Below are 22670 nucleotides of genomic sequence, written 5' to 3'. Positions count from 1 at the left end.
CATTCCTTTCTTGGTCGTTGTTTGTCGTGATTCAATTATACCAAATGAAGGAATGTTTTTCTATTTTTTATGATGGAAACACTGAAAATCCAGGCCAACGCCTTAAAATACAAGTGCGAAAGTTGAGTATATAAGATAAAACATATTTTTCGCCAATTATATGATGAAAAAGAAAACATTATAACATAAATCCATATATTTCCTGAGAAATAATTATTATATAAAAAACTTATACAAAATAATTTATTATAAAAACTCATTTTTTTAGTTTTAAAGTATTTTTTAAGACTTTATGGAAAAATAATTCAATAGAAATATCTTATACAAAGCATATATCTAGTCTGAGGAGTATGTTATTTTAGACCCCAAAGGAAAGACGATGGCGACCTTAGCGTTTGACCTAATAGCTGCCATGGTCTTCTGACCCTATTTTTTTCAAAATAAAATACTAAGTACTCGTTAGAGCTCTTAGTATTCTCCTTCTAATATTATGTTTTTTTAACATTTTTCAAGTACTTTTAAAAGCCATCTATGCTCATGTTTATTAATCTTATTCTATATTATATATATTTTTTCTTACAAATGAAATTATCATTTTTATATAGAATTATTATCATTAAGCTCTTTTATTATTTAATTTTACCTTCCATAAAAAATCACCTTTAGCAAATATAATCCCTTTATCAACTTCAGTAATATATTCATTATCTTGAGTATCTATTAGTATCAATTTAAATACAAATCGTTCAGCAGTAGCTCCAAATTCATCTAATTTTAGTCTTAAACAATCTGTTGAAGTAAATCCTAAATATAAATCACATAACTTTTCTGTTTTGGGAGACATTGATAATTGAAAATCTGCTCCTACTATATCTTCATCTATCCCATATAACCTATGTCTAGATAATTCATTATCAAATTTGTCATTTACTATTAAAATTCCATACTGAATAGTTATAGGCATATTTGTTAAATTCCTAATAGTTACTCTTAATCTACCACACCCTTTTTTATCATAAACTGCTGCAAAAAAGGATCCATAATTTTCACTTCAAATTTTTCTTTTGCTAAATAAAATTCATCAAAATCTTTACGTACTGCTATAGATTGTTGACTTCCTTTTCTAACTAAACAAAGCCCTTCATTTAATTTATTATATTTCTTTTTCAACATATATGGTCTATCTTGATTCCCATAAATTTTAAATACACCTAAAAGCTTCTCTTTATATTCAAATGGAAAATAATCAAAACTTACTTCTGGTTCAATATTATTTAATACTACTTGTTGGTAGTTAGATGAATCTATAAAATCTTCACTATTTATACCAATAATATCTCTTTCCCCACTTGGCTTGTCCTTAATACCAACAATAATATACTTATCACCCTCATATTTTGAATTTGCCATGGCCATTATATCTTTTAATAGACTTTCATACTTTTCTTTAGAATATTGCTTTGCTTTAAAATCTAAATAATCACATTCATATCCATTCTCAATTAAATTTATAATAAAATCTTTATCCTTCATTTTTTCCCCCTAAATTATAAGCTATCTATTTAGTCTAATTATTAATTCATTTCATAAGACTTTATAATATATCTTTGTATTTCTTCTAACTGCTGTATATCTGTAAATCTTATTTCTAAATTTCCAGTTCCATAGTGTCCTATATTTGTTACATCTCTTGTAAATGAATCCTTTAGATTACATTCACCTAAATTAGATTTTACATATATCAGTATTGTATCTGTTTTAGGATGTATCTCAACACATGCAAAGTTTCTTATTCTTTTAAAAGCAATATAGTGTTTTAATATTTTTTCTTGAACATCATCTCCTAAATTTATTATAAAATCTCTAAGTGCATAGTATCTATCTTGCAATTTAGAAGGAGCTTCCTTTAAATACTCATTTACTGTTTTTGTTTTGTTATAATTATTTAAGATGTTATTAGTACTTTCTGTTATCCTATTCTCTGTGTTGGTATGAACCATTTCAAGTAATAATAATTCATCTTTATAATTTTTGTATTTTATTAAATCTATATTTCTATTTATCTGCTTTACTGCATGAATATCAAATTTAGTAAAATCATTTGCAATGCAAATCAGTCTTGGGCTGCTCCATTCTATTTCATCTGCTGTTTCTTTTCCTAACTTATCCATGACAAGTAGTTTAAAATCAGCTTTATGATCAAGAAGCCAATCTAAATAATATAAACCTTGGTTTATTACATTTTCATTTAATGCTCTTTTATATTCAATAATTACAGGACAGTTATTTTCATCTATTCCTAAAGAATCTATTCTTCCGCCATGGACTTTTCCAGTTGAGTGCTCTGAAGATAAAAATTTTACTCCTAAAAATGTTTCCATGTTCTTTTCAATTATATTTTGTAATGATTTTTCTAATTGCATAGAACTACCTTCAATTTCTTCTACTCCTTATAATTTTTTATAGGAAATTAATGTAATTTAATTTTAACATAAATATATATTAAAAAAGTATGTATGTAGTTAATTTTCTACATATTCCATATAAAACAAAAACCTCACACCTTACAAAGTATGAGCTTCTATTTTATGCTGACTTTAAGTATAAATAAGATAGTCTATTTATATTATGTGTAATTTTTTTTACAATTTATATAGAATAAAATTAAAAATAATATTACTCATAAACAAAAGTTTACTATCATATTTATCTAGTTATATTAACCGTCATTTTAGGATATAATATTTATGTAATTTAATATAATTTAAATAAAAGGAAGTTACTTAAATGAAGAAATGGAGATTTTTCAAACTAGATATCTCTATCCGTCTTTTGTTTAAATTTAGTTTAACTATAGCTAAATAAAAGGCATGGGAGTTTTCCTCCCTCTTCATTTAAGATGAAAATTAAAAATATTTTTTAAGAAAAGGAACGAATTTTTATAATCCGTTCCTTTTCTTTATGCCATGACTTTTATTTTTTCTAAATCAAGAAAGTATTTTTAATTTTTATATGAGTTTCTATGTTTTTCATTAAGTAATGCTTTTTATTATTATTAAAAAAATTAAACTTGGACACAATTAGATACTAAAAAAATTTCAAGGAGGAAATATTTATGCTTAAAAATAAACAATTAGAAACTATATTAGAATCATTAAATTTATATATATTAGAAAATACTTTAAAAGAATATGAAGATATTTGCCATTAGATGAAAAGAAAACTTTATTAGATAAAATTTAATAATACAAAAATATGTCTTTTAAAATTAAATGGATAATAGAAAATAAAGAAGCTTTAAAAGTGATAGATTAATTGGAGTACCGCGATAGCGGTCAGTTAACTAGAAATACTTTGATTACATAAAAATTTTGATATTAGAGATCATTAAGCAAGTCTTGGATTAATATTGCTTGAGGGACGAAGGAAATATTAATCTAAGTCTTGCAGGGTTATTTGCTTAAAATGAATAGGAATAGGGTGCGTTGGGTTTGCACTCTATTCCTTTCCTTTATGCGCGAGCTGTTGCCATGGCAAATTGTATAATACAATTTAAGGTATGATTTTATTAATAGAAGTAATAAAAAAGGAGATAAAATTATCTCCTTTTTTATTGTGTGCTAAGATTATTTTGATTAATAATTGAGTAGATCATGGTATCAAGTATAGTATTGATATCCAATAGTATATCTCTAAGACTTTTTTTATTTTGACAAGTATTTTTTTTATGTGATTTACATTTTTGAGAAAATGCACTTATTTGATATTCCATAATGAATTCTAAATTTGTAATATAATCAAAAAATCTTTTTTTATATAATAGCTTTATAAGTTTTCTTGAAGTCATATTTTTTTTAAATACTTTATTACAACGTGAAATAAAATCTTTTCTTGTACATTGAACTATTACAAATAAATTAAACCCTATAGTAAGTATAGGCGAATATAAAGCTATTTTTAATGAATCTAAAATACCTATCCTATTATTTCTTGCAATTAGAACCTTCATCAACATACATATATAAAAGATAATTAAAAAAGTTAATATATTTATTTTTATTATTAATAATTTATTCATAAAGAACCCTCCTTTTTATCCAATATTAGCAGTTTCATTAGGTTTTATGCAAAAATCCAAGTCCCTTGCGAGGATGCCTGTATATTCAAGAAGATAAAAACATATTGTAGCAAATATTATAATAAATATAGAACCTTCTTTTGGAATGCATTTAAATGAAAATAAAACTGTTTTATCCGTCTTTAAAAATCTAATCATATCAATATTAGAACTATCAGTAACAAAGTCTATCACTCCAAGAGATCCGAATCCGAATAATATGGTTACTAATAATACTATAGAAAATATTGCTATACTTACACGCCATTGAAACATAGATTTTTTATTTGTAAGCAGTATTATTATATAGTCACAACAAATAGGTATCATAAAAACTACTGCTGTTAGAAATAGATTTTGTATATCAGAATATGTAAACATAATGGATAAATATCCTATAAGTAATCCTATTATTCTAATAACTAAAAAGATATGTTTCTTTTTTGTTTTTTCATCTATTACATTATTATAATTAGGAATTTCAAAAGTATTATTGTTATTATTATTACTAGATTTTTTACTCATACCTTGCTCCTTTAATAAGATTTTTATACCCTCTATACCATAGTAACATAATTTATTCTATTTTGTAAATTTAACCATTAATTTCATGTATTTCTCTTAATATAGTATTCATTTTGTTTATTTTTTCAAGTAACATATGAATATATCCTCTTTTTATTTAACTTATTAGTATTACCTCTTTGTATTATTATTATTTGTAGTTTTTACTTATATTATGTGTTGTAATTACTTCCAAGTGTTGATATATCTTAATTTGATAACAGTTTATTTTCCATAAATTACATAAATAAAAAGTTGAAATTAAAAACCTGTTTTAGAAGATTTTAATAAATTAAATTTTTTAAAATTCATAATAGAAATTATATTTATACACAATTCAAAACAATTATAATTTACTTTTTAATATAAAAAAATAACCCTTATTTAATTAAGGTTAGAAATGCATATGAGATATTAAACTTTTATATAATAAAAGTAGCATTCGAATATGTTTTTAAATAAACCCTCGTATTAGCTGATCTTGTTAGTCTCAAAAAATCTCTGCCAAAAGTTTTTGGTTTTTAAAATTTTTCGAATGGATTTTTGTGACTAATGAAGAATAAGTTTCTAGAGTTTGTTGTTTTTTGACCCTAAAATTAAAAAGATGATGGCAACCCCATGGCTTGACCTTGAGAGGATAGCCATGGTCTTTTAGACCCTAGTTCTTATTTTAATAAAAATCAAAAAGACTAAGTATGCTGGTTTTGCATTCTTAGTCTTATCCTGTTTTTGAGTTGGTTTCTAGTGAAAAGTGCTCTATGACATTCTCAAAATAAAAGAAGTTTTGTGCTACAGCTTTTTTTTTTTATAAAAAATAAACTTGCTAAATAATCATGCAATACTTTGTTTTCTTTATTAAAAAGAATTGCCAATATCTATTGGAATAAAATCAAAGGTCTACTATTTATAGCCATAAAGTATATGACATCCCCATATGTAATTCTATATAAAATAAAACACATTTTTTTGCAATTATATGATAAAAAAGAAAATATCATAACATAAAACCATATATTTATTCTGATTAATATATCGCTTAATATTTTTAATTCTTCTTTGCTTAAAAGTAATTCCTTTTCCGATTTTTTCATGTTTTTGAATCCAGTTTCTCAAATCATATTTTAAAAAATAAATACTACTAAGTCTAGTCTAATAGACTAGACTTAGTTATGAGCAAAATCAAAATTCTTACCTATGGTTATAAATTAGTTGGCGTTTTATTCTCAGTTAATAAATTATAGATCTTGGCCATGGCTACCAATGGTAAGAAAAAATTTATTTTTATAATTCCATATTTTTAGCCCTAATCCATAGACTAGGGCTAAATTAATTTTCTAATACTCATAAATACTATTTATGAAATAGTATTTTTTACAAATGCCTAAAACATACTCAATTAATTGCAATTGCTAAATAGTTATCACACATCTTATTGCCATATCATATAAGATATTTTTATTTTATTAAACAAACATCTGTTGAAGTACCCCTTTTTTATATTGTTTTAATAAATCTAGTTTTTCTTGTTCTTTTTCAATTTTTTGGTCTAGTTTACTTATACAATTCGCTATTTTTTCTTGTTCTTCCATCGTTGGTGTTTGTATTTCCATGTTTGTTAATGTTGGTAATCTTAAAGAGTCAACAGTCGCCTTAACTGAATTTTTTAATGCCTCTTTTAAAAAGAATTGTTTCATAAAATAATAAATATATTTACCATCCATATTATTATTAAAGTCGCTTATTTTATAAACTCGTTGATGATAAGCAAATTTACCATTTATATAATGATATATTCGGCCAACATTACCATCCCCTGGTATCAAAATAGCTTCTCCATCAAATGTATATTTATCTATTCTTTCTATATTCTTTGAACGAACAAAAAATGGATACTTCCCATTATCCTTCTTATCTTGTAAATCATTACTACCAGTACCTATGCTACTAATACTTCCTAATTTTTTAATCTCCCATTCAGGATAAGCCTCTCCATTCTCTTTCTTAAATCTTATCTCCTGAGAAAAAATCTTCTGCATCATACCTTTTTTATAGTCTTGAAGAGCTTTAATCTTCTCTTGTTGCTTCTCGATTTTTTTATCAATTAGAGAACAGAATGTAGCTATCTTTTTTTGTTCATTCTTAAAAGGCATATAAAACTTAAATTTTTCAATAGCCTTTTTACTAATTTCTAAAAAAGTTGACCCTGATGCATTTTTATAACAATACTTTTTTAATTTTGGTTGTAAATAATATATAAATTCATTATTTATATTCTTACCTGCTACAATTGATTGAAATCCCTGATTCGTAGTTACTTCATTATTTGCAATAGCCATATCTCCTAAACTTGCTCTAGTTGTCAATAAAACAGTTCCTTTTGGAAGGATTTTAGCAGAACTTTTCTTTAGTCCCTCATTTGTTATTGTTCTTTCACTTATTGATACAAATTTTTGTTCTTTTATTTCAGTTGGTGTAAACCATTGGATCTTACCATTCCAATATTCACTTTCTGTAGTTGAAGGAGTTCCACCACCAATAATTTCAGATACTTCTCCTAATTTCTTTTCTTCCCAATCTCCACTAAACTCTGGAAATCTAAGTTTTGGTGTCTTACTCATATTCTCCACCTCCCTTATATTCCAAGTTCTTTTGAAAATACTTCTAATTCTTTATCTATTTCTAAAATTTCATCATCTAGTTTTTGAATTTTTCCTTTAACATCTTCAATATCAATAGGTTCTTCTTCTTCAAAAGTATCTACATATCTAGGTATATTTAAGTTATAATCATTTTCTTCAACTTCTTTCATAGTAGCCACATATGAATACTTATCAATTGTTTTTCTCTCTATATAAGTATCTATTATCTTATTTACGTCACACTCTCTAAGTACGTTTTGGTTTTTACCTTTTTCAAAGTCATTAGATGAATCTATAAATAATACATCTGAATTATTTTCACGACACTTCTTAAATACTAAAATAACTGTTGGTATAGTTGTCCCAAAAAATATATTACCTGGAAGTCCTATTACTGCATCTAAATAGTTCTTTTCTTTTATTAAATACTTTCTTATAACTCCTTCTGCTGCTCCTCTGAATAACACTCCATGAGGTAATACAACTGCCATTGTTCCTTTATCATCTAAGTGATAAATCATGTGTTGTATAAATGTAAAATCTGCTTTTGATTTTGGTGCTAGTTTACCATAAGCACTAAATCTTTCATCGTCTAAAAACTTATCATCCGAACTCCATTTTGCAGAATATGGAGGGTTTGCTACTATTGCATCAAACTTCAGTTCTAAATGTTTTGGATCTTCTATGGTGTCATCATTTCTAATGTCAAAGTTTTGGTATGACACATCATGTAGTAACATATTCATACGAGCTAAGTTATAAGTTGTTGAAGTTAATTCTTGTCCATAGAATTTACGTACATTAGCTTCTTTTGAAACTCTAAGAAGCAGTGAGCCTGAACCACAAGTTGGGTCATATACATCTTTTAAATCTTTTTTTCCTACCGTTACAATCTTTGCAAGTATTTTTGAAACTTGTTGAGGGGTATAAAATTCGCCTGCTTTCTTTCCTGCATTTGCTGCAAATTGAGATATTAAATATTCATACGCATCTCCAAGTATATCAATTTCACTATCTTCGTGATCAAATTGTATCTCTGCTATATTTGCTATAACTTTGGCTATAAGTTTTGAACGACTATTAACATCACGACCAAGTCTTGTAGATCTTAGGTCCATATCATCAAATAAATGATCAAAATCATCCTGGCTCTCATGCCCTATAGTTGATTCTGTAATATCATTTATAGCGCCTTGTAACATTTCTATATCAAAATTTGCATCTTCTATAGATTTTAATAAAGAAGAGAATAAATCTTTTGGCTCAACAAAGTATCCTATTTCACCTAATAATTCCTCTTGTAAAGCTTCTCTATACTCTTCATTTTCCCAAGCTTCTTCATATGATATTTCATCTTCAGCTAGTAATCTTGCTGCTCTTTTTTCTACTTTTTCTGAAAGATAACGATAAAATATAAGTCCTAATATATAATTTTTAAATTCATTAGCTTCCATATTACCTCTTAAATCATTTGCTATAGCCCATAGTTTTGTATGTAACTGCGATTGTTGTTCTTTTTGTTTTTCAATTACTGTCATCTTTATTCCTCCTTCAATTTCTTAATCATTAAATATTTATATAACTTCTTTTCTAAAACATTTTTTTCAAACAATGCCTTTTCTTTTCTCTTTCTTAACTCATATATTTTCCCTATTTTTTGTTGTTCCTCTAATGATGGTAACCAAAGTTCTAACGCTCTAAGCATTTGAACAGATAAAGCACGTATAATCGATCCCTGTATTGCAATTTGAAGTTGCTTTTGAATCTTCGGATGTTCATTAAAGTACCAAGTAAAATACATCGGATCTATCTTTTTATTATCTAATTGTATATAAGCAAAATTTGATGGAATTATTTTTCCAATATGCTTTTCACCTACTACCATAGCTTTATGAGATGTAAGTCCAATTATAATCATGTCTTTCTTTGACAATAAATCAATATTAAATTTATTCTTACTTACCAAAATGTATTGCTTTTCCTCTTTTAAACTATAGTTGTCTATTTCTCTACTCAAATCTTGCATTGTAAATAATTCAAATTCGTCATAGTCTTCACCTGATTTAGCTTCAATCCTAGAAATTGTTACTCCATGAGTTACTTTTCCTAGCTTTTCTACTTTCAATCCCCAGTCCCCCTTTATGCTATTTATAAAAATAGCATAACAAAAATAGCAGAAATCGTCAACAGATTTCTGCTATTTTTAAAAATAACACTAAAAATTAAATTTTCTAACATGGTCATATATAAAGTCTTTAACTTTTTTAATCAATTTTCTTTTTTTAAGTAGAGGTGCTTTTATATTATCACTTATTTCTTTTTGGTCTATCAATCCTGAGTACTCATACTCTGAAATATAAGTTTTTATATGATTTTTATCTAATCCTACTTCATTTGAAAAGTTTTCAACTTCTTCTTCTCTTTTTTTATCTTCAAATTCATCATATGCATTATCGATAGAATCCTCTGGTGTAAGTTCTGGTACAACTTTATTTAGGAATGATTTTAATAAATCTACCTTTAATCTTAATTCTTCATTATCTGCTCTATCCAATTCAGATAGAATATGCTTCATATCAATTGCTTTTTGTTTATTATCTGAAAGATCTATACTTCTTATTAAATTCATTATATAACTAACGTTAATTTTATCTGTATGCATAAGCTCAATACCAAAGTCAATATCATTAAGAACGGATGTTTTCTCACCTTCACCACGTTTTACTGATTCATACATTAAAAAATACTTACTTTTAAAATCTTGATATCCTTGTTCGCTTATTCCTAAATCATCTTCTTTAAATTCAAAATCTGTAAAGGTCTGTAGTTTAACAAGTGCCTTTGATAATTCCCTAAAGCTAACTATAAATTTCTTCTTATCGTCTTCACTTTGAAGTGAATCTACATCCTCTGGAGTTTGAGCTAGTTTATATAATCTACTTAATTCATCTTTAAATAAATCTAAATAATACTCATAACTTTCCATAAGTACGGTATCGGTACTATGAGTTTGTGAGAAAAGACAAATAGCTTCATCAGTCTTTTGCTTTAAATTTCTATAACAAACTATATTTCCATAAGGTTTAGTTGCCTTTTGTACTCTATTTGTTCTAGAAAATGCTTGTAATAAATCATGATATTTTAAGTTTTTGTCTACATAAAGTGTATTCAATGTTTTACTATCAAACCCTGTTAAAAACATGTTTACGACTAATAGAATATCAATTTGTGCATTCTTTACCTTTCTTGATACATCTGCAAAATAACTTGAAAAAGTATCAGTTGAATAGTTTGTGTCATAGATGCCATTATAATCCTTTATCATTCTTTCTAGACTATCCCTAGAATGTTCATCACGACCTTCACTATCCTCATTTGCTCCAAATGTGAATATACCTGCTATTTTTAAATTATGATTAATTTTTTTAAACTTATCATAATACTTTATAAGCATAGGAATACTTTGAACTGTAAATATTGCTGTGTATTCCTTGTTTCGCGTCTTTGATGAATGATTTTGAACAATGTGCTCAGCTACTAAAGAAATACGTTCGTCACTCATAATAACCTCATCTGTATCAATAGCTTTTACTTTTGTATCATCACATTCATCAAAATCTCCTTTAAATGTAGTACTGTACTCAACTGAAAATCCTAGTACATTCCCATCACTTATAGCATCTTTAATCAGATATGTATGTAAACATTTTTCAAATAAATCTGCAGTAACTCTACCATCTTGACTTTTATTTTCCTTAAAACGTGGTGTTCCTGTAAATCCAAAATATTGTGCGTTAGAAAAATGCTTATTTATAGCTTTATGCATATCTCCAAACTGTGATCTATGACATTCATCTATTATAAATACTACCTTTTCATCTTTGTATTTTTCCATTGTCTTTGTATAATGTGGTGATTTAATTGCATTAGCCATCTTTTGAATAGTTGTAACAATTAAGGGCTTATTTATATCCTTAATCTGATTAACTAAAGTACTTGTTCTGTCTGTTGTATCCACTGAATCTTTTTCAAACTTATTAAATTCTTTTAAAGTCTGACTATCTAAATCCCTACGGTCAACTAAGAAAAATACTTTTTTTATATTAGGTTCACTTGCTAAAATCTGACTAGCCTTAAAAGATGTAAGGGTTTTTCCACTACCTGTTGTATGCCATATATAACCATTATTATTAGTCTCAAAAGCACGATTCACAAGAGCTTCAACTGCAAAAATTTGATATGGTCTCATAACCATTAATGCTTTATCTGTATCATTAATTACCATAAAACGTGCTATAACCTTTGAAATATGACATTTTTCTAAGAATGTAGATGTAAAATCATTTAAATTACTTATTCTTTTATTATCAACATCCGTCCAAAAGAAAGTATGACTATATAAAAGTTCTTTATCTGTATTAGCAAAATATTTAGTATCTACTCCATTGCTAACTACAAAAACTTGAATATATCTATATAACCCCTGATAAGAATGCTTTCTATATCTCTCAATTTGATTAAAAGCCTCTTTTAAATCCAAACCTCTACGTTTTAATTCTATTTGAACAAGAGGTAATCCGTTTATTAATAAAGTAACATCATAACGATTAGTGTACTTTCCTACAACCGTTGTCTGAGTAGTTACTTGAAATCTATTTTTGCACCAATTTTTTATATCAAAAAATTCAATATAAACCTCTGTTTGATCTTCTCTTTCTAAAATAAATTTATCACGTAATATTTTTGCACTTTGAAATACACTTTTTCCTTCAACATATCTTAAAATACGTTCAAATTCCTTATCTGTAAAAGGAACATCATTTAATTTAATTTTATTATGTAAATAAAGCTGTTCTCTAAAATTTCTTTTCAAATCTTCTTCATTACTTATAGTAACTTTTCCATATCCCTGATTAATCAATTGCTCTACTAATAGTTTTTCAAGCTGTGCTTCACTTTGATATCCCATAATTTATCTCCCTATTATTACAATTTTTTCATTTTATATAAATTAATTATATCACTTTATCTGCTTTTTTAGTATTTATATCCAAATTATTCAGATTTACTTAACTCTTACTTTAATTTGCTAATGTTTACTTTTAATATTTAAAACAGAAACATACTAGAAAATCTAATCTTGCCTAATATATTTTCATAATCAATTTATCCTCTAATATTAGCTTCTGGTATCCAATTTTTTATCCAACTAAATACCATGGAATAATTTATAATGTATATTAACTATGAAAATGTAAAAAATCCATACTATAAGTCACAAGCATAAGAAAGGTGGATTTAGTATGATACATACAATTAAAAGAAACCTCACGGAACTTAATAAAAGTATTTATACTCTATTCTTATTAAACTTATTTGACTTAACTTCTACAGTTTATGGACTTGAAAAAGGATATATTGAAGAAGCAAATCCAATTATGAATTACTTTTATACTATAAACGTTAGCCTATTTATTCTTATCAAAATTTTTATTGTTTTAACTTGTCTATACATATTTCATTACAACTATGAAAAAGTTAATTGGGTTAAAAAAGCTATCTGGATTCCTATATCTGCATATATAGGTGTTACTTTTCTCCATTTTTATATTTTCTATATGTTAATTACTAACAATATATAGCTTATAAACCAAGATATACTCAGTAGGTTTTTTTTGACCCTGAATCTAAAAAGACGATGGCGACCTTATAGTTTGACATTTGAGGTTTGCCATGGTCTTTAGCGACCCTATTGGGTTTTACTCCAATAAAAAAAGTAAGGTCTCGTTAGAGTTCTTACTTTTCTCTTATCTAAATATAGATTCGTATAATATTAAACATTTCACCTTATTAATTATTAACTTTACTTATAATAAAATTTCAATTATTCTTCTTTTTTTATTTTATTAAATTTTTCAAATTCATTTTCTTGATGCCATTCTATATACTTTTTATGATTTTCCTCAATTTCTATTTTTATATTATGGTGTATATTCATAAGGTTTTTAGTCTTCTGATCTAATAAACTGGATATTATTATTTTTCCATATTTATCAAATGTAATATATCCTTTATCAAACAATGCATCATGATGTGGACATAATAAAAATCCATTATAAATATCTAATCGTTCTTCATTATTTGAATATTGCCATGGCTTTATATGACTTGCTATAAGAAATTTTTCATACTCTAATCCACAAATTTTACATCTATAATCCTTTTGTATGAGTTTTTTCCTAAAATCATTTTGACCTATTCTCATTTTCATAATTTGTTCTTTTTCTGTTTCTAATTGTAGATTTTTTTCATTTTCAAATTCTGATGCTATTTTATTTTGCTGTAATCTTTCTGAAGCATAATCTTCATCAATATTTACCACTAATCTATCTCTATTATCCTTGCTATACATTTCACCGAATAAACGCATAGCATCATCCACATTTTTTCTTAGATCTCTGTAACAAACTATATTTCCATATGGTTTATTAAACTTTTGAATTCTATTAGTTCTATAAAATGCTTGTATTAACTTATGATGCTTTAATTCTCTATCTACATAGAGAGTATTTACTTTTATGCTATCAAGATCATATAAAAATTTATCTACTACTAATACAATATCTATTTCTCCAGTTAACATTCTTCTTGATATATCCATAGAATAGTTTAAAATATTATCTATTGAATAATTTGTATTATACATATTATTATAATCTTTAATCATGTCTTCAAAGTCGTTATCATATAATCTATTAGTGAATATACCTGCTATTTTTAGATTATGATTAATTTTTTTAAATTCATCATAATATTTTATTAGCATAGCAATATTTTGAACTGTAAATATCGCTGTATATTCCATATTTCTTGTTTTTAATGAGTGATTTTCAATAATATGATTAGCTATTGAAGAAATTCTTTCTTCTTTTTTATCATCTACTTCACAACAAGACTCTTTAAATGCTTGAACATATTCAATAGACATTCCCAATACATTTCCGTTTGATACCATATCTTGCCCAAAATATTTATGCAAACATACTTTAAATAAATCTGCTGTGCGCCTACCATCTTGACTTTTATTCTCATCAAAACGTGGTGTTCCTGTAAATCCAAAATACTGTGCATTAAAAAAATATTCATTTATTGATGCATGCATCTTTCCAAATTGAGATCTATGACATTCATCTATTATAAATACTACCTTTTCATCTTTGTATTTTTCATTTATATCATTATTATTTAATGATTTTACTGCATTATACATCATTTGAATAGTTGTAACTACTAAAGATTTACTTGTACTTTTAATTTTCCTAATCAAATGATTTGTTGTATCTACTCTATCCACCAATATAGGTCCAAAATTATTAAACTCCATTAGTGTTTGACATAATAAATCCTTTCTATCCACAAAAAAAAATATCTTTTTAATTTTATCCTCCATCAATAAATTTTGACTGGCTTTAAAAGCTGTAAGCCTTTTTCCACTTCCTCTTCCATGCCATACATATCCATTTTCATTAGTTTTAAAAGCATGATTTACAAGAGCTTCAACTGCGAAAATTTGGTATGGTCTCATAACTATTAACGATTCGTCTCTGTTATTTATAATAATATATCTTGTTATAATTTTATAAATATTACTCTTTTCTAAAAATGTAGATGCAAAATCATTTAAGTTGCTTATTCTTTTATTATTAACATCTGTCCAAAAGAAAGTATGATTATACAAAATTTCTTTATCTGAATTAGGAAAATACTTAGTATCTACTCCATTACTAATCACAAAAACTTGAATATATTTATATAATCCTTGATGAGAATATTTTCTATATCTTTGTATTTGATTAAATGCTTCTTTTAAATCTAATCCTCTACTTTTTAATTCTATTTGAACAAGAGGTAGTCCATTTATTAATAAGGTAACATCATAACGATTAGTGTATTTTCCTACAACAGTTGTCTGAGTTGTTACCTGAAATCTATTTTTAGAGAAATCTTTAGTATCCAAAAATTCTATATTAACTCTAGATTTATCGTCTCTTTCTAAAGTAAATTTGTCACGTAATATCTTCGCACTATCAAATACCTTTTTATTATTTACATATCTTAAAATTAGCTCAAATTCCTTATCTGTAAAAGGAGTTTCATTTAATTTGCTCTTATTGTGTAAATATAACTGCTTTCTAAAGTTTAGTTCTAAAGCTTCTTCATCTTTTATAATAACTTTTTCATAACCTTGATTAATCAATTGTTCTACTAATAGTTTCTCAAGTATTGATTCATTTTTATATTCCAACCTATTCCCTCCTATATAGCTATATCTAATCTTTATTTTAATAGACTTAAAAATATCCACTTTATATTAATTATATCATTATTTCTATATATGGAATTATAATCCAAGTTATCAATTTACAAATAAACTTTAGAAATATATATCTTAATTACTAGATGTATATAGATAAAAATTAAGATATCGCAGGTTATGTTTGACCCCAACGCCAAAAAAAGACGATGGCGACCCTGTAGCTTGACCTTTGAGGTGTGCCATGGTCTTTGGTGACCCTCGTGGGTTTAACTCCAATAAAAAAACTAAGGACTCATTTTTTAGAATTCTTAGTTTTCTCTTTTTCTTGATATTTAACTGTAGCCATGGCATAGAGCACATAACTTAATTTATTTTTTTCTTATTTTTTTCCATAAGTATATAAAAAATTTTCCAAACCCTAATTGTTCACCTATATAGCCTGCTATTCTCATATAAATTCTTGTAATTGCTATAAATATAAATAAAACCATTAATAAATTTAAGGCATAATAAATATAATCCATAAATCCTCCTTACTAGCGATCAAATCATCAATATATTGCTGTACATAATTATGTTATTACGAAATTAATACTATCTAGAGTTTAGTATAATATGGAATATTTTTCAACTTTATCACAAATGAAATCAATAAATCTCAAAGTATTTTTCTTCAATCTCCCTCAACAAAATACTCGTCACTATTTCATTTATTTTTTTATCTTCATTGGCTGCTTTACGTTTTAAAGCTTGTTTTATTTTCTTAGGTATTTCATATGTAACTTTTACAATACTATCATCTACAGACTTTTTATTTAATTTAGACTTTGTTTTATTTTCAATCATACATTCATCTGCTTCATCATCTTGCATAATTTCAATTACTGATCCAAACTCTCCAGTTTTTTTTCTTTCTTCAAATTCTTCTGATGATATTTTTTCAAGAATCATTTAATCACCTCTTTTAAAATTTATTTTTTTTAAACAAAAAAATTATTGCTTCTTATTTTAAAGTAAACAAGAAAACAAGTTTTAAAGTTAAAAATTTAAAAAGTATTATTTCTTATTGAGTAACTTATACAATCTATAAATCATCACCCATATTTCTTCCCTTGTTGCAAGATTTTTTGCTCTTGATCCATCAGAGATGTGATTTTTGGTTACGAACTCATAAGCTTTGGTTGCAAAATCAGAAACTTCATTATCGTATTCATAAAGCTTGTATTGTTCTATAATTTTTATTAATTTATCTGGATACTTTGGGTCCGTTGCATAACCACACTTTTGTAGTGCCATGGCTGCCTCTTTATAATCTTTAGAATTTCTAACTCTTTCATATCTTTTAGCTTCTCCTAAAAGGATATTATGGTCAGAAATAGAATCTATAAAAGTATCATATGATTTGAATTTTGCAGTTACGTTTAACTTCTTTCCGTTTATATACTCAGTTGTTTTCATATTAGCTGCTTTTCTAGTGTTTGACCTTGCTTTTATTCCGAATAGGTTATTGAACTTCATAGAAAGGGATGATTTTCCCCAGTTACTCTCAAGTATGGCCTGAGCTATTGTAATGCTTGGTAGAATATTATATTTTTTTAAGCCTTCTAAGGCTTTGGGAAGTATTTTATTTATAAATTCTTGTTTTTGCATAATGTTCTCCTTTCGATTTTTATTTTGGAGGTGTTAGGATGAAGGATGGTTTAAGTATCAAGGATATTCCAAATTCATATAGGGATATAGCTTCAACTATCGGGGTGGATTCTTTCGTAAAACTTTGTGGGCTTTTAGGTGGTACGAGTATGTATGTTCCAACGCCTAGAACTATTTTAAAACCTGTAAGGGATACAAATATCAAAAGAGAATTTAATGGCTCAAATTATAAAGAGCTCTCTCTTAAATATGGTATTTGTGAAACCCAAGTTAGAAAGATTCTTAGTAAATAAAATTAGCCTAGATCCTCTTTCAAAGTCACTAGGCTAATGATGTGTTCATTTTAAAGTTATTATTGCTTTAGATAGTTCATTTATAGAACCTGTTAAAACATCAAGCTTTCCTTCGATTCTAACCAATAGATATACCGACATAGCTATTGGAAAACCTAAGTTTGCAATATTTGTGCAAAGTTCTTCCATAACAACCTCCTTATTTAATTTCAAAGGGCTAAGAAACTTAGCCCTTTGATGTATTATGCATTAGTAAGATGAATCTCTTGAACTTGTTCAACTGCAAGTTTAGCCTCAAGTATTTCTTTTATATCTTCTCCATTATGATTGAATATATTTTTGTCTACGATAGTTTTCATAGCTGCCTCTACTGCTGAATCATCAACATCTGGATCTGCATCATCAACTCTTAAAGTTACTTTATCCCCTGCACCATCTTTGAATATCATATATAATCTGTTTATAGTACCTGTTTTCATAGCCTATTCCTCCCTTCTTCTTATTTAACCTCTAGCATTATTCAGATAAGTTAGTAACATTCTCTCTGTCAATGCTTGCAACACTTAATGTTTGTAGACCATTTAATGCTTTAGCTACATCAAAAACGTCTTGATCTATTGCATCAGTTTTCACATTTCCAAATGATTTTCTTTTGAACTTTTCATTTCCTTTTTCATCAAGTCCTAAAGAATATTTCACTTTGATTGCGGATGCAGTTGGTATCGCTGTTACTGCCATACTATCCCTCCTTCTCAGATTTAATATAAAATCCAAAATCTTCGCTTTATGAATAACTTACTATAATAAGCAAATTTGCAATTACTTTAAGCAACGGAGCCCGTAGGACTCGTTGGCGACATAAGCTATGCGATAGCATAAAGCGAATTTTTATTTGGTAGTTTTATAATATAGAATTTGAAGGAATAGTTATATATAAAGAAGTTGAGAAAATTAGTTAGACAAATAAGTTGTTATATTATCAGCTACTTATCATCTTTATTTTTCAAACTCATATTTCCACCTATTTCTGAGCACAATTTTATAACCTCTATTAATTTTTCATTTTCCTTTATTTTAGCAAGTATTCCTGAAATATTGTTGTGGTTGTCATACAGTATATATTGAAGTTTGCTTTCTTCTATTCTCATTCTCTTACCCCCTACATTCTTATACTTTGTTCTGGAATCCAGTTTTTCACAAACCCTAATGCTAGTTCATAATCTTTTTTAAGAATATCCCTATAACTTGGAACTGCTAATCTTTTCTTTATGTCTCTATACAGTGCTTGAAAATATTTGTTTTTATACAGCTTATAATCTTCACTTTCCTTACCTTTAAGTAAATATATAACCCTACCGTTTACAGCAAACTGAATGTCTTTAGCTTGTGTATTAGTAAGAGTTATTTGGGTTTCTACCTTATTATCTACATCATTAATCTTTACAACCAATTCTTCTTGTGACTCTATTAAAAGGCCTAATTGATTATTCATCATTCTAAGTGCATTTAGATTTTTTTCTTTATTAATAAGTTCTGCATCCCCTTTTCTTAAACTTTTTAGTATATTCCTAACCCAAGTTCTAAAAGCCATGGCCTTATCAGTTTTAGCCAGAAATGTAATTTCATATATTCCATCTTCGGTAAAAACTCTAGTTTCTTGTATTCCCCCGGGTGACATTAAATTGATGACACCTGAAAACTCTTCTTTTTTAAGATATTCATTTCTCAGCACTATATTATTTATTGATTTTCTAGGTTGTAAATAACCTAAAGCCCTACCTAATTGTTCTGATGTCATAAGAATATCCCCATTTCCATTTCTTAAAAAATCACATGTAACACTTCCAAAGTTTTCACTTTTAATTATTTGTAAGTTATCCATTTTATATCCCCCCAATACCATATAGCTTCATATTAAACTTGCTAAAATATCGTACTTCCTATTCCCTTCTTCCAATCTTCTTGATACTCCATCTATTTTCACAATAGGACAAACCCCTGTTAATCTGTCATATGTTCTGTCTATTTTATCTTCACTTGCAAGTTTTCTTCTTAACATGTTTTCATCTAAGTTAGTGGTTATAATCATAGGCTTGTTATTTCTAATTCTAGAATCTATTACTGAATATATAATCTGCTTAGTTTTTTCTTTTCCATACTCGGCTCCTAGATCATCAAGTACAAGTAAATCTGCATTTTTGAGTGAATTTATTATATGTACTTCACCTTCTTGTCCATGTTTTGAATAGCTTTCAAATATTTTATTTATAATTCCTATACTTGAAATTGCAATTACAGGAATACATTTATCAAGCAATTCATTCGCTATACAAAAGCTTAAATAGCTTTTTCCTACTCCTGGTGGTCCCATTAAAATCATACCTACATTTTCTTTTTCCATTGTTTTAAAGTTTTTGCAGTAGTTAATCCCCATTTTATAAATTTGCTTATTGTATTTATCTATCTTAAAATTTTCGAAGGTATAGTTTCTAAAATTAGAGTCCATAAGAGAATAATCAATAAGCCTTTTAAGTCTTTGCTGCTGGTTATTTTTTCTATCTAGTTCTTTTTGTTTTTCATACTTCTCAATTTCGCATTTACAAGCTACTGGTACTCTTTTTTTAACTCCTAAGAACTGAACTATCATAGATGTTCTTTTACCGCAGCTGCTGCAATAATCATCTTCCCCCAAGTCTAAGTTTTTTAACTCCTCTATATTGATTATTTTCTTCGCACTTGTCCCCATAATCTCCATTTTTATCCACCTCATTTCTTTTGTTTTTCTCATACAGGTTAAGCTGATTTATTGATTTAATCCCCTTTTCATCCCAATTAATAAGAATTTTTTCAACATATTGAATCCTATTTGCTTTGTTTTTTCTTGCTCTTTTAAAGGCTTCATCAACTAAATCTAGTGGATAACTTTCACTTATGTTTATAAGTATTTGAGCAATACTAGCATTTACAGTTCCCATTCCACTATTTTCAAATATATATTTAATTTCCTTGATAGGATCATATATCTCTTTTTTTAGTTTAGTTTCGTTTAGTTTATATAATGTGGAAGTATCCTCGGAAATACCCTCGGAAAGTTCTTCGGCACAACCTACGGAATTTATTTCCGTACAAGATTTTTCCTCGGTAGAATCCAAGGAATTATTTTCCGTAGATTTTACCATGGCTATGTCAAAAGATATAATCTTATAAACAGGAGCCTTTCCACCTTTTCTACTTTTAAAGTCTATTCTTTCTTTTTGCTTTAGTTCATTTCTAGCATTTCTTATTGTTCTTCCTGAAAGTCTTGTTTTAATGCTAAGTGTAGATTCAGCCACCGTAAATGTTTCTACCCATCCAGCCTTGTTATTTATGTGCATAAGTGCAAACCATAAATTAACTGCTGATGCTGATAGTTCATTTGTTTCGAGCCAATCATAAAAAGCATTAATTTCTTTTAAGTAGTTCATCTTTTCACCTACTAAGTGTATAAATTTTATTAAATTTTTAGCTTAAACTTTCATCAGGATTAAAGTCTTTAATATTATCAAGATCCGAAAAATCTTTTCCATTTGCTTCTTTTATAAATCTTAAAAGCTCAAATCTTGTGATTTTTAAATCCCCCAATTTTAATGCTGTAATATGGCCTGTTTTTATAAGTTCATAAACTTTGTTTGGATTAACTCTTAAAATTTTAGCAACTTCTCTTACTTTTAAAAGTTTTAATGGTTCATTAACTTCTATATCTAATTCATTTAATGCAGTGTTCACAATATCTCCCCCATCATTTACGTTTTATTTTAACAATTCGTTAAAATTATTATCAAAAAATTTTATCTCCTCAACCCTTATCCCATAGAAATCTGCTATTTTAAGAGCATCTTCTAGAGAAAGTCTTCTCTTCCCATTTTCAACCATACTATACATAGCTGTTGTTTTAGCTATTACATCAGATAAGTCTGCTTGTTTTTTATTAAACTTTTTTCTTAATTCTTTCAAGGTAAATTTTTTCATTTCATCCCCCACTTTCACATGACGTTAATCTTTGATTTTATTTTAAACTAACACCATGTTAAAGTCAATATTTTTTTAAACATATCGTTATGATTTGTTTGACTTTTTTTTAACCAAATGTTATAATATACTTAACAATTTGTTATACTAATAATAAAGGGTGTGTTTTGTAATGACATTAGGAGAGCGATTGAAAAACTTAAGAGAGGAATCTAATTTGAAGCAAGTAGAATTAGCTCAAATATTTACAGATAGAGAATTTAATATTTCAAGTGCAGCTATTTCTCAATATGAATCAAATAAAAGAGTTCCTGATAATACTGTTCTTGCTATGTATGCAGATTATTTTAATGTTTCTATTGACTATATCTTAGGTAGAACTAATCTAAGAAATTTTCAAGAAACAACTATAGCAGCTCATAGAACAGATGGGTATGATGACCTTCCACCAGAAGCTATGGAAGAATTAGAGAGATTCAAAGAGTTTCTAAGACACAAATATAAAAAATAATAACTATATTCGTTTAAAAGCCATGGGGGGATAACAAATGAATAAACATCTTCTAAGATTATTTGAACTAGCGAATAAAGAAGGAATCTCTATAGGTTATTATGATTTACCTTCAACACTTCTTGGTCTTTATATGTGCAATCCTAAAATGGAGACTGTAATCGCTATAGATAAATCTATAGAAAACAATGAAGATAAGTTGATAGAAGTATTAGCAGAAGAACTTGGCCATCACTTTACTACCACAGGTGATTTCACAGAACACTGCTGCTACTATCAGGACAGGCTTCTTTTAAATAAGATTGAAGAAAAAGCAGTTAGATGGGGAACTGACTTTTTAATTCCATTAAAAGATTTTACAAAAGTTTTAAAATCAGGAATATCATCTATAAGTGATTTATGCGAAAAATTAGAACTACCTGAGGCAATAGTAAATATGAGGCTTAAATTTCTTTCTAGACAACATGAATCTATTAAGATAGATAAAACTCATAGCTTGATATTAACTTGCTATCCTAGAATTTTTATTTATGAAGATATGCAATACTAATTTTTATCCGAAAGCTAAAAG

At 26.9% G+C, this 22670-nt stretch carries 27 protein-coding genes; 4 read left to right on the top strand and 23 right to left on the bottom strand.

Annotated features, from left to right (window positions below; translation table 11 throughout):
• Positions 1 to 616: 616 nt before the first annotated feature.
• From Tmeso_RS04085 to Tmeso_RS04040, 10 genes are all read right to left on the bottom strand, one after another.
• Complete coding sequence (locus tag Tmeso_RS04085; protein WP_099188534.1) at positions 617 to 964, bottom strand: hypothetical protein; 348 nt, start codon at positions 962 to 964, stop codon at positions 617 to 619.
• A 26-nt stretch (positions 965 to 990) separates the two neighbouring features.
• The gene (locus Tmeso_RS04080; protein WP_099188532.1) at positions 991 to 1533 is read right to left on the bottom strand and encodes an AlbA family DNA-binding domain-containing protein; all 543 of its coding nucleotides are present in this window, start codon (positions 1531 to 1533) and stop codon (positions 991 to 993) included.
• Between the two features lie 41 nt (positions 1534 to 1574).
• The gene (locus Tmeso_RS04075) at positions 1575 to 2423 is read right to left on the bottom strand and encodes a DUF5655 domain-containing protein (RefSeq protein WP_207653823.1); all 849 of its coding nucleotides are present in this window, start codon (positions 2421 to 2423) and stop codon (positions 1575 to 1577) included.
• Positions 2424 to 3610: 1187 nt separating this feature from the next.
• Complete coding sequence (locus Tmeso_RS04070; RefSeq protein WP_099188528.1) at positions 3611 to 4078, bottom strand: hypothetical protein; 468 nt, start codon at positions 4076 to 4078, stop codon at positions 3611 to 3613.
• A gap of 15 nt (positions 4079 to 4093) precedes the next feature.
• A complete protein-coding gene (locus tag Tmeso_RS04065; protein ID WP_099188526.1) occupies positions 4094 to 4642 on the bottom strand; it encodes a hypothetical protein in 549 nt (182 codons plus the stop codon).
• Between the two features lie 914 nt (positions 4643 to 5556).
• Positions 5557 to 5772, bottom strand: a complete 216-nt coding sequence (locus Tmeso_RS16325) for a hypothetical protein (protein ID WP_099188524.1) — start codon at positions 5770 to 5772, stop codon at positions 5557 to 5559.
• Positions 5773 to 6144: 372 nt separating this feature from the next.
• A complete protein-coding gene (locus Tmeso_RS04055; RefSeq protein WP_099188521.1) occupies positions 6145 to 7299 on the bottom strand; it encodes a restriction endonuclease subunit S in 1155 nt (384 codons plus the stop codon).
• 14 nt (positions 7300 to 7313) lie between these two features.
• Positions 7314 to 8858 (bottom strand): type I restriction-modification system subunit M, encoded by a 1545-nt coding sequence (locus tag Tmeso_RS04050; protein WP_099188519.1) that lies wholly within the window; start codon positions 8856 to 8858, stop codon positions 7314 to 7316.
• A gap of 2 nt (positions 8859 to 8860) precedes the next feature.
• Positions 8861 to 9445 carry a restriction endonuclease subunit S gene (locus Tmeso_RS04045; RefSeq protein WP_099188517.1) on the bottom strand — a complete coding sequence of 195 codons (585 nt, stop codon included), beginning with the start codon at positions 9443 to 9445 and terminating at the stop codon, positions 8861 to 8863.
• A gap of 90 nt (positions 9446 to 9535) precedes the next feature.
• Entirely contained in the window at positions 9536 to 12289 is a 2754-nt protein-coding gene (locus tag Tmeso_RS04040) for a type I restriction endonuclease subunit R (RefSeq protein WP_099188515.1), read from the bottom strand.
• Between the two features lie 334 nt (positions 12290 to 12623).
• On the opposite strand from Tmeso_RS04040, the gene Tmeso_RS17140 reads away from it, so the two are divergent.
• A complete protein-coding gene (locus Tmeso_RS17140) occupies positions 12624 to 12962 on the top strand; it encodes a DUF5658 family protein (RefSeq protein WP_099188513.1) in 339 nt (112 codons plus the stop codon).
• A gap of 242 nt (positions 12963 to 13204) precedes the next feature.
• On the opposite strand, the gene Tmeso_RS04030 is transcribed toward Tmeso_RS17140, so the two are convergent.
• From Tmeso_RS04030 to Tmeso_RS04020, 4 genes are all read right to left on the bottom strand, one after another.
• Positions 13205 to 15625, bottom strand: coding sequence for an HsdR family type I site-specific deoxyribonuclease (locus Tmeso_RS04030; RefSeq protein ID WP_187296218.1), 2421 nt, complete (start codon positions 15623 to 15625; stop codon positions 13205 to 13207).
• Positions 15626 to 16005: 380 nt separating this feature from the next.
• Positions 16006 to 16161, bottom strand: a complete 156-nt coding sequence (locus Tmeso_RS16320) for a hypothetical protein (RefSeq protein WP_187296217.1) — start codon at positions 16159 to 16161, stop codon at positions 16006 to 16008.
• Between the two features lie 124 nt (positions 16162 to 16285).
• Complete coding sequence (locus Tmeso_RS04025) at positions 16286 to 16588, bottom strand: hypothetical protein (protein WP_099188511.1); 303 nt, start codon at positions 16586 to 16588, stop codon at positions 16286 to 16288.
• A gap of 105 nt (positions 16589 to 16693) precedes the next feature.
• Complete coding sequence (locus tag Tmeso_RS04020) at positions 16694 to 17287, bottom strand: glycoside hydrolase family 73 protein (RefSeq protein ID WP_099188509.1); 594 nt, start codon at positions 17285 to 17287, stop codon at positions 16694 to 16696.
• Positions 17288 to 17325: 38 nt separating this feature from the next.
• Between Tmeso_RS04020 and Tmeso_RS04015 the strand changes: the two genes are divergently transcribed.
• A complete protein-coding gene (locus Tmeso_RS04015) occupies positions 17326 to 17580 on the top strand; it encodes a Mor transcription activator family protein (RefSeq protein ID WP_099188507.1) in 255 nt (84 codons plus the stop codon).
• 45 nt (positions 17581 to 17625) lie between these two features.
• Here Tmeso_RS04015 and Tmeso_RS04010 read toward each other — a convergent pair whose 3' ends face one another.
• From Tmeso_RS04010 to Tmeso_RS03975, 9 genes are all read right to left on the bottom strand, one after another.
• Positions 17626 to 17769, bottom strand: a complete 144-nt coding sequence (locus Tmeso_RS04010) for a YvrJ family protein (RefSeq protein ID WP_099188505.1) — start codon at positions 17767 to 17769, stop codon at positions 17626 to 17628.
• A gap of 53 nt (positions 17770 to 17822) precedes the next feature.
• A complete protein-coding gene (locus Tmeso_RS04005; RefSeq protein ID WP_099188503.1) occupies positions 17823 to 18059 on the bottom strand; it encodes a DUF2922 domain-containing protein in 237 nt (78 codons plus the stop codon).
• Positions 18060 to 18096: 37 nt separating this feature from the next.
• Positions 18097 to 18318, bottom strand: coding sequence for a DUF1659 domain-containing protein (locus tag Tmeso_RS04000; RefSeq protein ID WP_099188501.1), 222 nt, complete (start codon positions 18316 to 18318; stop codon positions 18097 to 18099).
• 245 nt (positions 18319 to 18563) lie between these two features.
• A complete protein-coding gene (locus Tmeso_RS16315) occupies positions 18564 to 18728 on the bottom strand; it encodes a hypothetical protein (protein WP_187296216.1) in 165 nt (54 codons plus the stop codon).
• Between the two features lie 11 nt (positions 18729 to 18739).
• Complete coding sequence (locus Tmeso_RS03995; RefSeq protein WP_187296215.1) at positions 18740 to 19462, bottom strand: ORF6C domain-containing protein; 723 nt, start codon at positions 19460 to 19462, stop codon at positions 18740 to 18742.
• Positions 19463 to 19489: 27 nt separating this feature from the next.
• On the bottom strand, positions 19490 to 20335 hold the full coding sequence (locus tag Tmeso_RS03990) for an ATP-binding protein (protein ID WP_242967866.1): 846 nt from the start codon (positions 20333 to 20335) through the stop codon (positions 19490 to 19492).
• Complete coding sequence (locus Tmeso_RS03985) at positions 20259 to 21044, bottom strand: DnaD domain protein (protein WP_099188497.1); 786 nt, start codon at positions 21042 to 21044, stop codon at positions 20259 to 20261. The genes Tmeso_RS03990 and Tmeso_RS03985 overlap by 77 nt, the downstream gene beginning before the upstream one ends.
• 37 nt (positions 21045 to 21081) lie before the next feature.
• Positions 21082 to 21345 (bottom strand): helix-turn-helix domain-containing protein, encoded by a 264-nt coding sequence (locus Tmeso_RS03980; protein WP_242967865.1) that lies wholly within the window; start codon positions 21343 to 21345, stop codon positions 21082 to 21084.
• A 24-nt stretch (positions 21346 to 21369) separates the two neighbouring features.
• Positions 21370 to 21588, bottom strand: a complete 219-nt coding sequence (locus tag Tmeso_RS03975; protein WP_099188495.1) for a helix-turn-helix transcriptional regulator — start codon at positions 21586 to 21588, stop codon at positions 21370 to 21372.
• Between the two features lie 190 nt (positions 21589 to 21778).
• Between Tmeso_RS03975 and Tmeso_RS03970 the strand changes: the two genes are divergently transcribed.
• Both Tmeso_RS03970 and Tmeso_RS03965 read left to right on the top strand, forming a co-directional pair.
• Positions 21779 to 22099 carry a helix-turn-helix domain-containing protein gene (locus Tmeso_RS03970; RefSeq protein WP_242967864.1) on the top strand — a complete coding sequence of 107 codons (321 nt, stop codon included), beginning with the start codon at positions 21779 to 21781 and terminating at the stop codon, positions 22097 to 22099.
• 37 nt (positions 22100 to 22136) lie between these two features.
• On the top strand, positions 22137 to 22649 hold the full coding sequence (locus Tmeso_RS03965) for an ImmA/IrrE family metallo-endopeptidase (protein ID WP_099188491.1): 513 nt from the start codon (positions 22137 to 22139) through the stop codon (positions 22647 to 22649).
• Positions 22650 to 22670: the final 21 nt, after the last annotated feature.

It is taken from the genome of Tepidibacter mesophilus (genome assembly GCF_002724055.1).
In the GTDB taxonomy this organism is placed as follows: domain Bacteria; phylum Bacillota; class Clostridia; order Peptostreptococcales; family Peptostreptococcaceae; genus Tepidibacter_A; species Tepidibacter_A mesophilus.
The sequence above is the reverse complement of the archived record's forward strand: the minus strand, read 5'-3'. Positions and strand labels throughout refer to the sequence as shown.

Excerpts from the sequence above, each read along its gene's own strand:
- Tmeso_RS04050 (WP_099188519.1), bottom strand. The coding sequence starts at position 8,858 with ATGACAGTAATTGAAAAACAAAAAGAACAACAATCGCAGTTACATACA.
- Tmeso_RS17140 (WP_099188513.1), top strand. The coding sequence starts at position 12,624 with ATGATACATACAATTAAAAGAAACCTCACGGAACTTAATAAAAGTATT.
- Tmeso_RS04025 (WP_099188511.1), bottom strand. The coding sequence starts at position 16,588 with ATGATTCTTGAAAAAATATCATCAGAAGAATTTGAAGAAAGAAAAAAA.
- Tmeso_RS04055 (WP_099188521.1), bottom strand. The coding sequence starts at position 7,299 with ATGAGTAAGACACCAAAACTTAGATTTCCAGAGTTTAGTGGAGATTGG.
- Tmeso_RS03995 (WP_187296215.1), bottom strand. The coding sequence starts at position 19,462 with ATGGATAACTTACAAATAATTAAAAGTGAAAACTTTGGAAGTGTTACA.
- Tmeso_RS03990 (WP_242967866.1), bottom strand. The coding sequence starts at position 20,335 with ATGGAGATTATGGGGACAAGTGCGAAGAAAATAATCAATATAGAGGAG.
- Tmeso_RS04000 (WP_099188501.1), bottom strand. The coding sequence starts at position 18,318 with ATGGCAGTAACAGCGATACCAACTGCATCCGCAATCAAAGTGAAATAT.
- Tmeso_RS16325 (WP_099188524.1), bottom strand. The coding sequence starts at position 5,772 with ATGAAAAAATCGGAAAAGGAATTACTTTTAAGCAAAGAAGAATTAAAA.
- Tmeso_RS04085 (WP_099188534.1), bottom strand. The coding sequence starts at position 964 with ATGCCTATAACTATTCAGTATGGAATTTTAATAGTAAATGACAAATTT.
- Tmeso_RS04070 (WP_099188528.1), bottom strand. The coding sequence starts at position 4,078 with ATGAATAAATTATTAATAATAAAAATAAATATATTAACTTTTTTAATT.
- Tmeso_RS03985 (WP_099188497.1), bottom strand. The coding sequence starts at position 21,044 with ATGAACTACTTAAAAGAAATTAATGCTTTTTATGATTGGCTCGAAACA.
- Tmeso_RS04010 (WP_099188505.1), bottom strand. The coding sequence starts at position 17,769 with ATGGAAGAACTTTGCACAAATATTGCAAACTTAGGTTTTCCAATAGCT.
- Tmeso_RS03975 (WP_099188495.1), bottom strand. The coding sequence starts at position 21,588 with ATGAAAAAATTTACCTTGAAAGAATTAAGAAAAAAGTTTAATAAAAAA.
- Tmeso_RS04005 (WP_099188503.1), bottom strand. The coding sequence starts at position 18,059 with ATGAAAACAGGTACTATAAACAGATTATATATGATATTCAAAGATGGT.
- Tmeso_RS03965 (WP_099188491.1), top strand. The coding sequence starts at position 22,137 with ATGAATAAACATCTTCTAAGATTATTTGAACTAGCGAATAAAGAAGGA.
- Tmeso_RS04015 (WP_099188507.1), top strand. The coding sequence starts at position 17,326 with ATGAAGGATGGTTTAAGTATCAAGGATATTCCAAATTCATATAGGGAT.
- Tmeso_RS04020 (WP_099188509.1), bottom strand. The coding sequence starts at position 17,287 with ATGCAAAAACAAGAATTTATAAATAAAATACTTCCCAAAGCCTTAGAA.
- Tmeso_RS16315 (WP_187296216.1), bottom strand. The coding sequence starts at position 18,728 with ATGAGAATAGAAGAAAGCAAACTTCAATATATACTGTATGACAACCAC.
- Tmeso_RS04075 (WP_207653823.1), bottom strand. The coding sequence starts at position 2,423 with ATGCAATTAGAAAAATCATTACAAAATATAATTGAAAAGAACATGGAA.
- Tmeso_RS04080 (WP_099188532.1), bottom strand. The coding sequence starts at position 1,533 with ATGAAGGATAAAGATTTTATTATAAATTTAATTGAGAATGGATATGAA.
- Tmeso_RS04065 (WP_099188526.1), bottom strand. The coding sequence starts at position 4,642 with ATGAGTAAAAAATCTAGTAATAATAATAACAATAATACTTTTGAAATT.
- Tmeso_RS04040 (WP_099188515.1), bottom strand. The coding sequence starts at position 12,289 with ATGGGATATCAAAGTGAAGCACAGCTTGAAAAACTATTAGTAGAGCAA.
- Tmeso_RS16320 (WP_187296217.1), bottom strand. The coding sequence starts at position 16,161 with ATGGATTATATTTATTATGCCTTAAATTTATTAATGGTTTTATTTATA.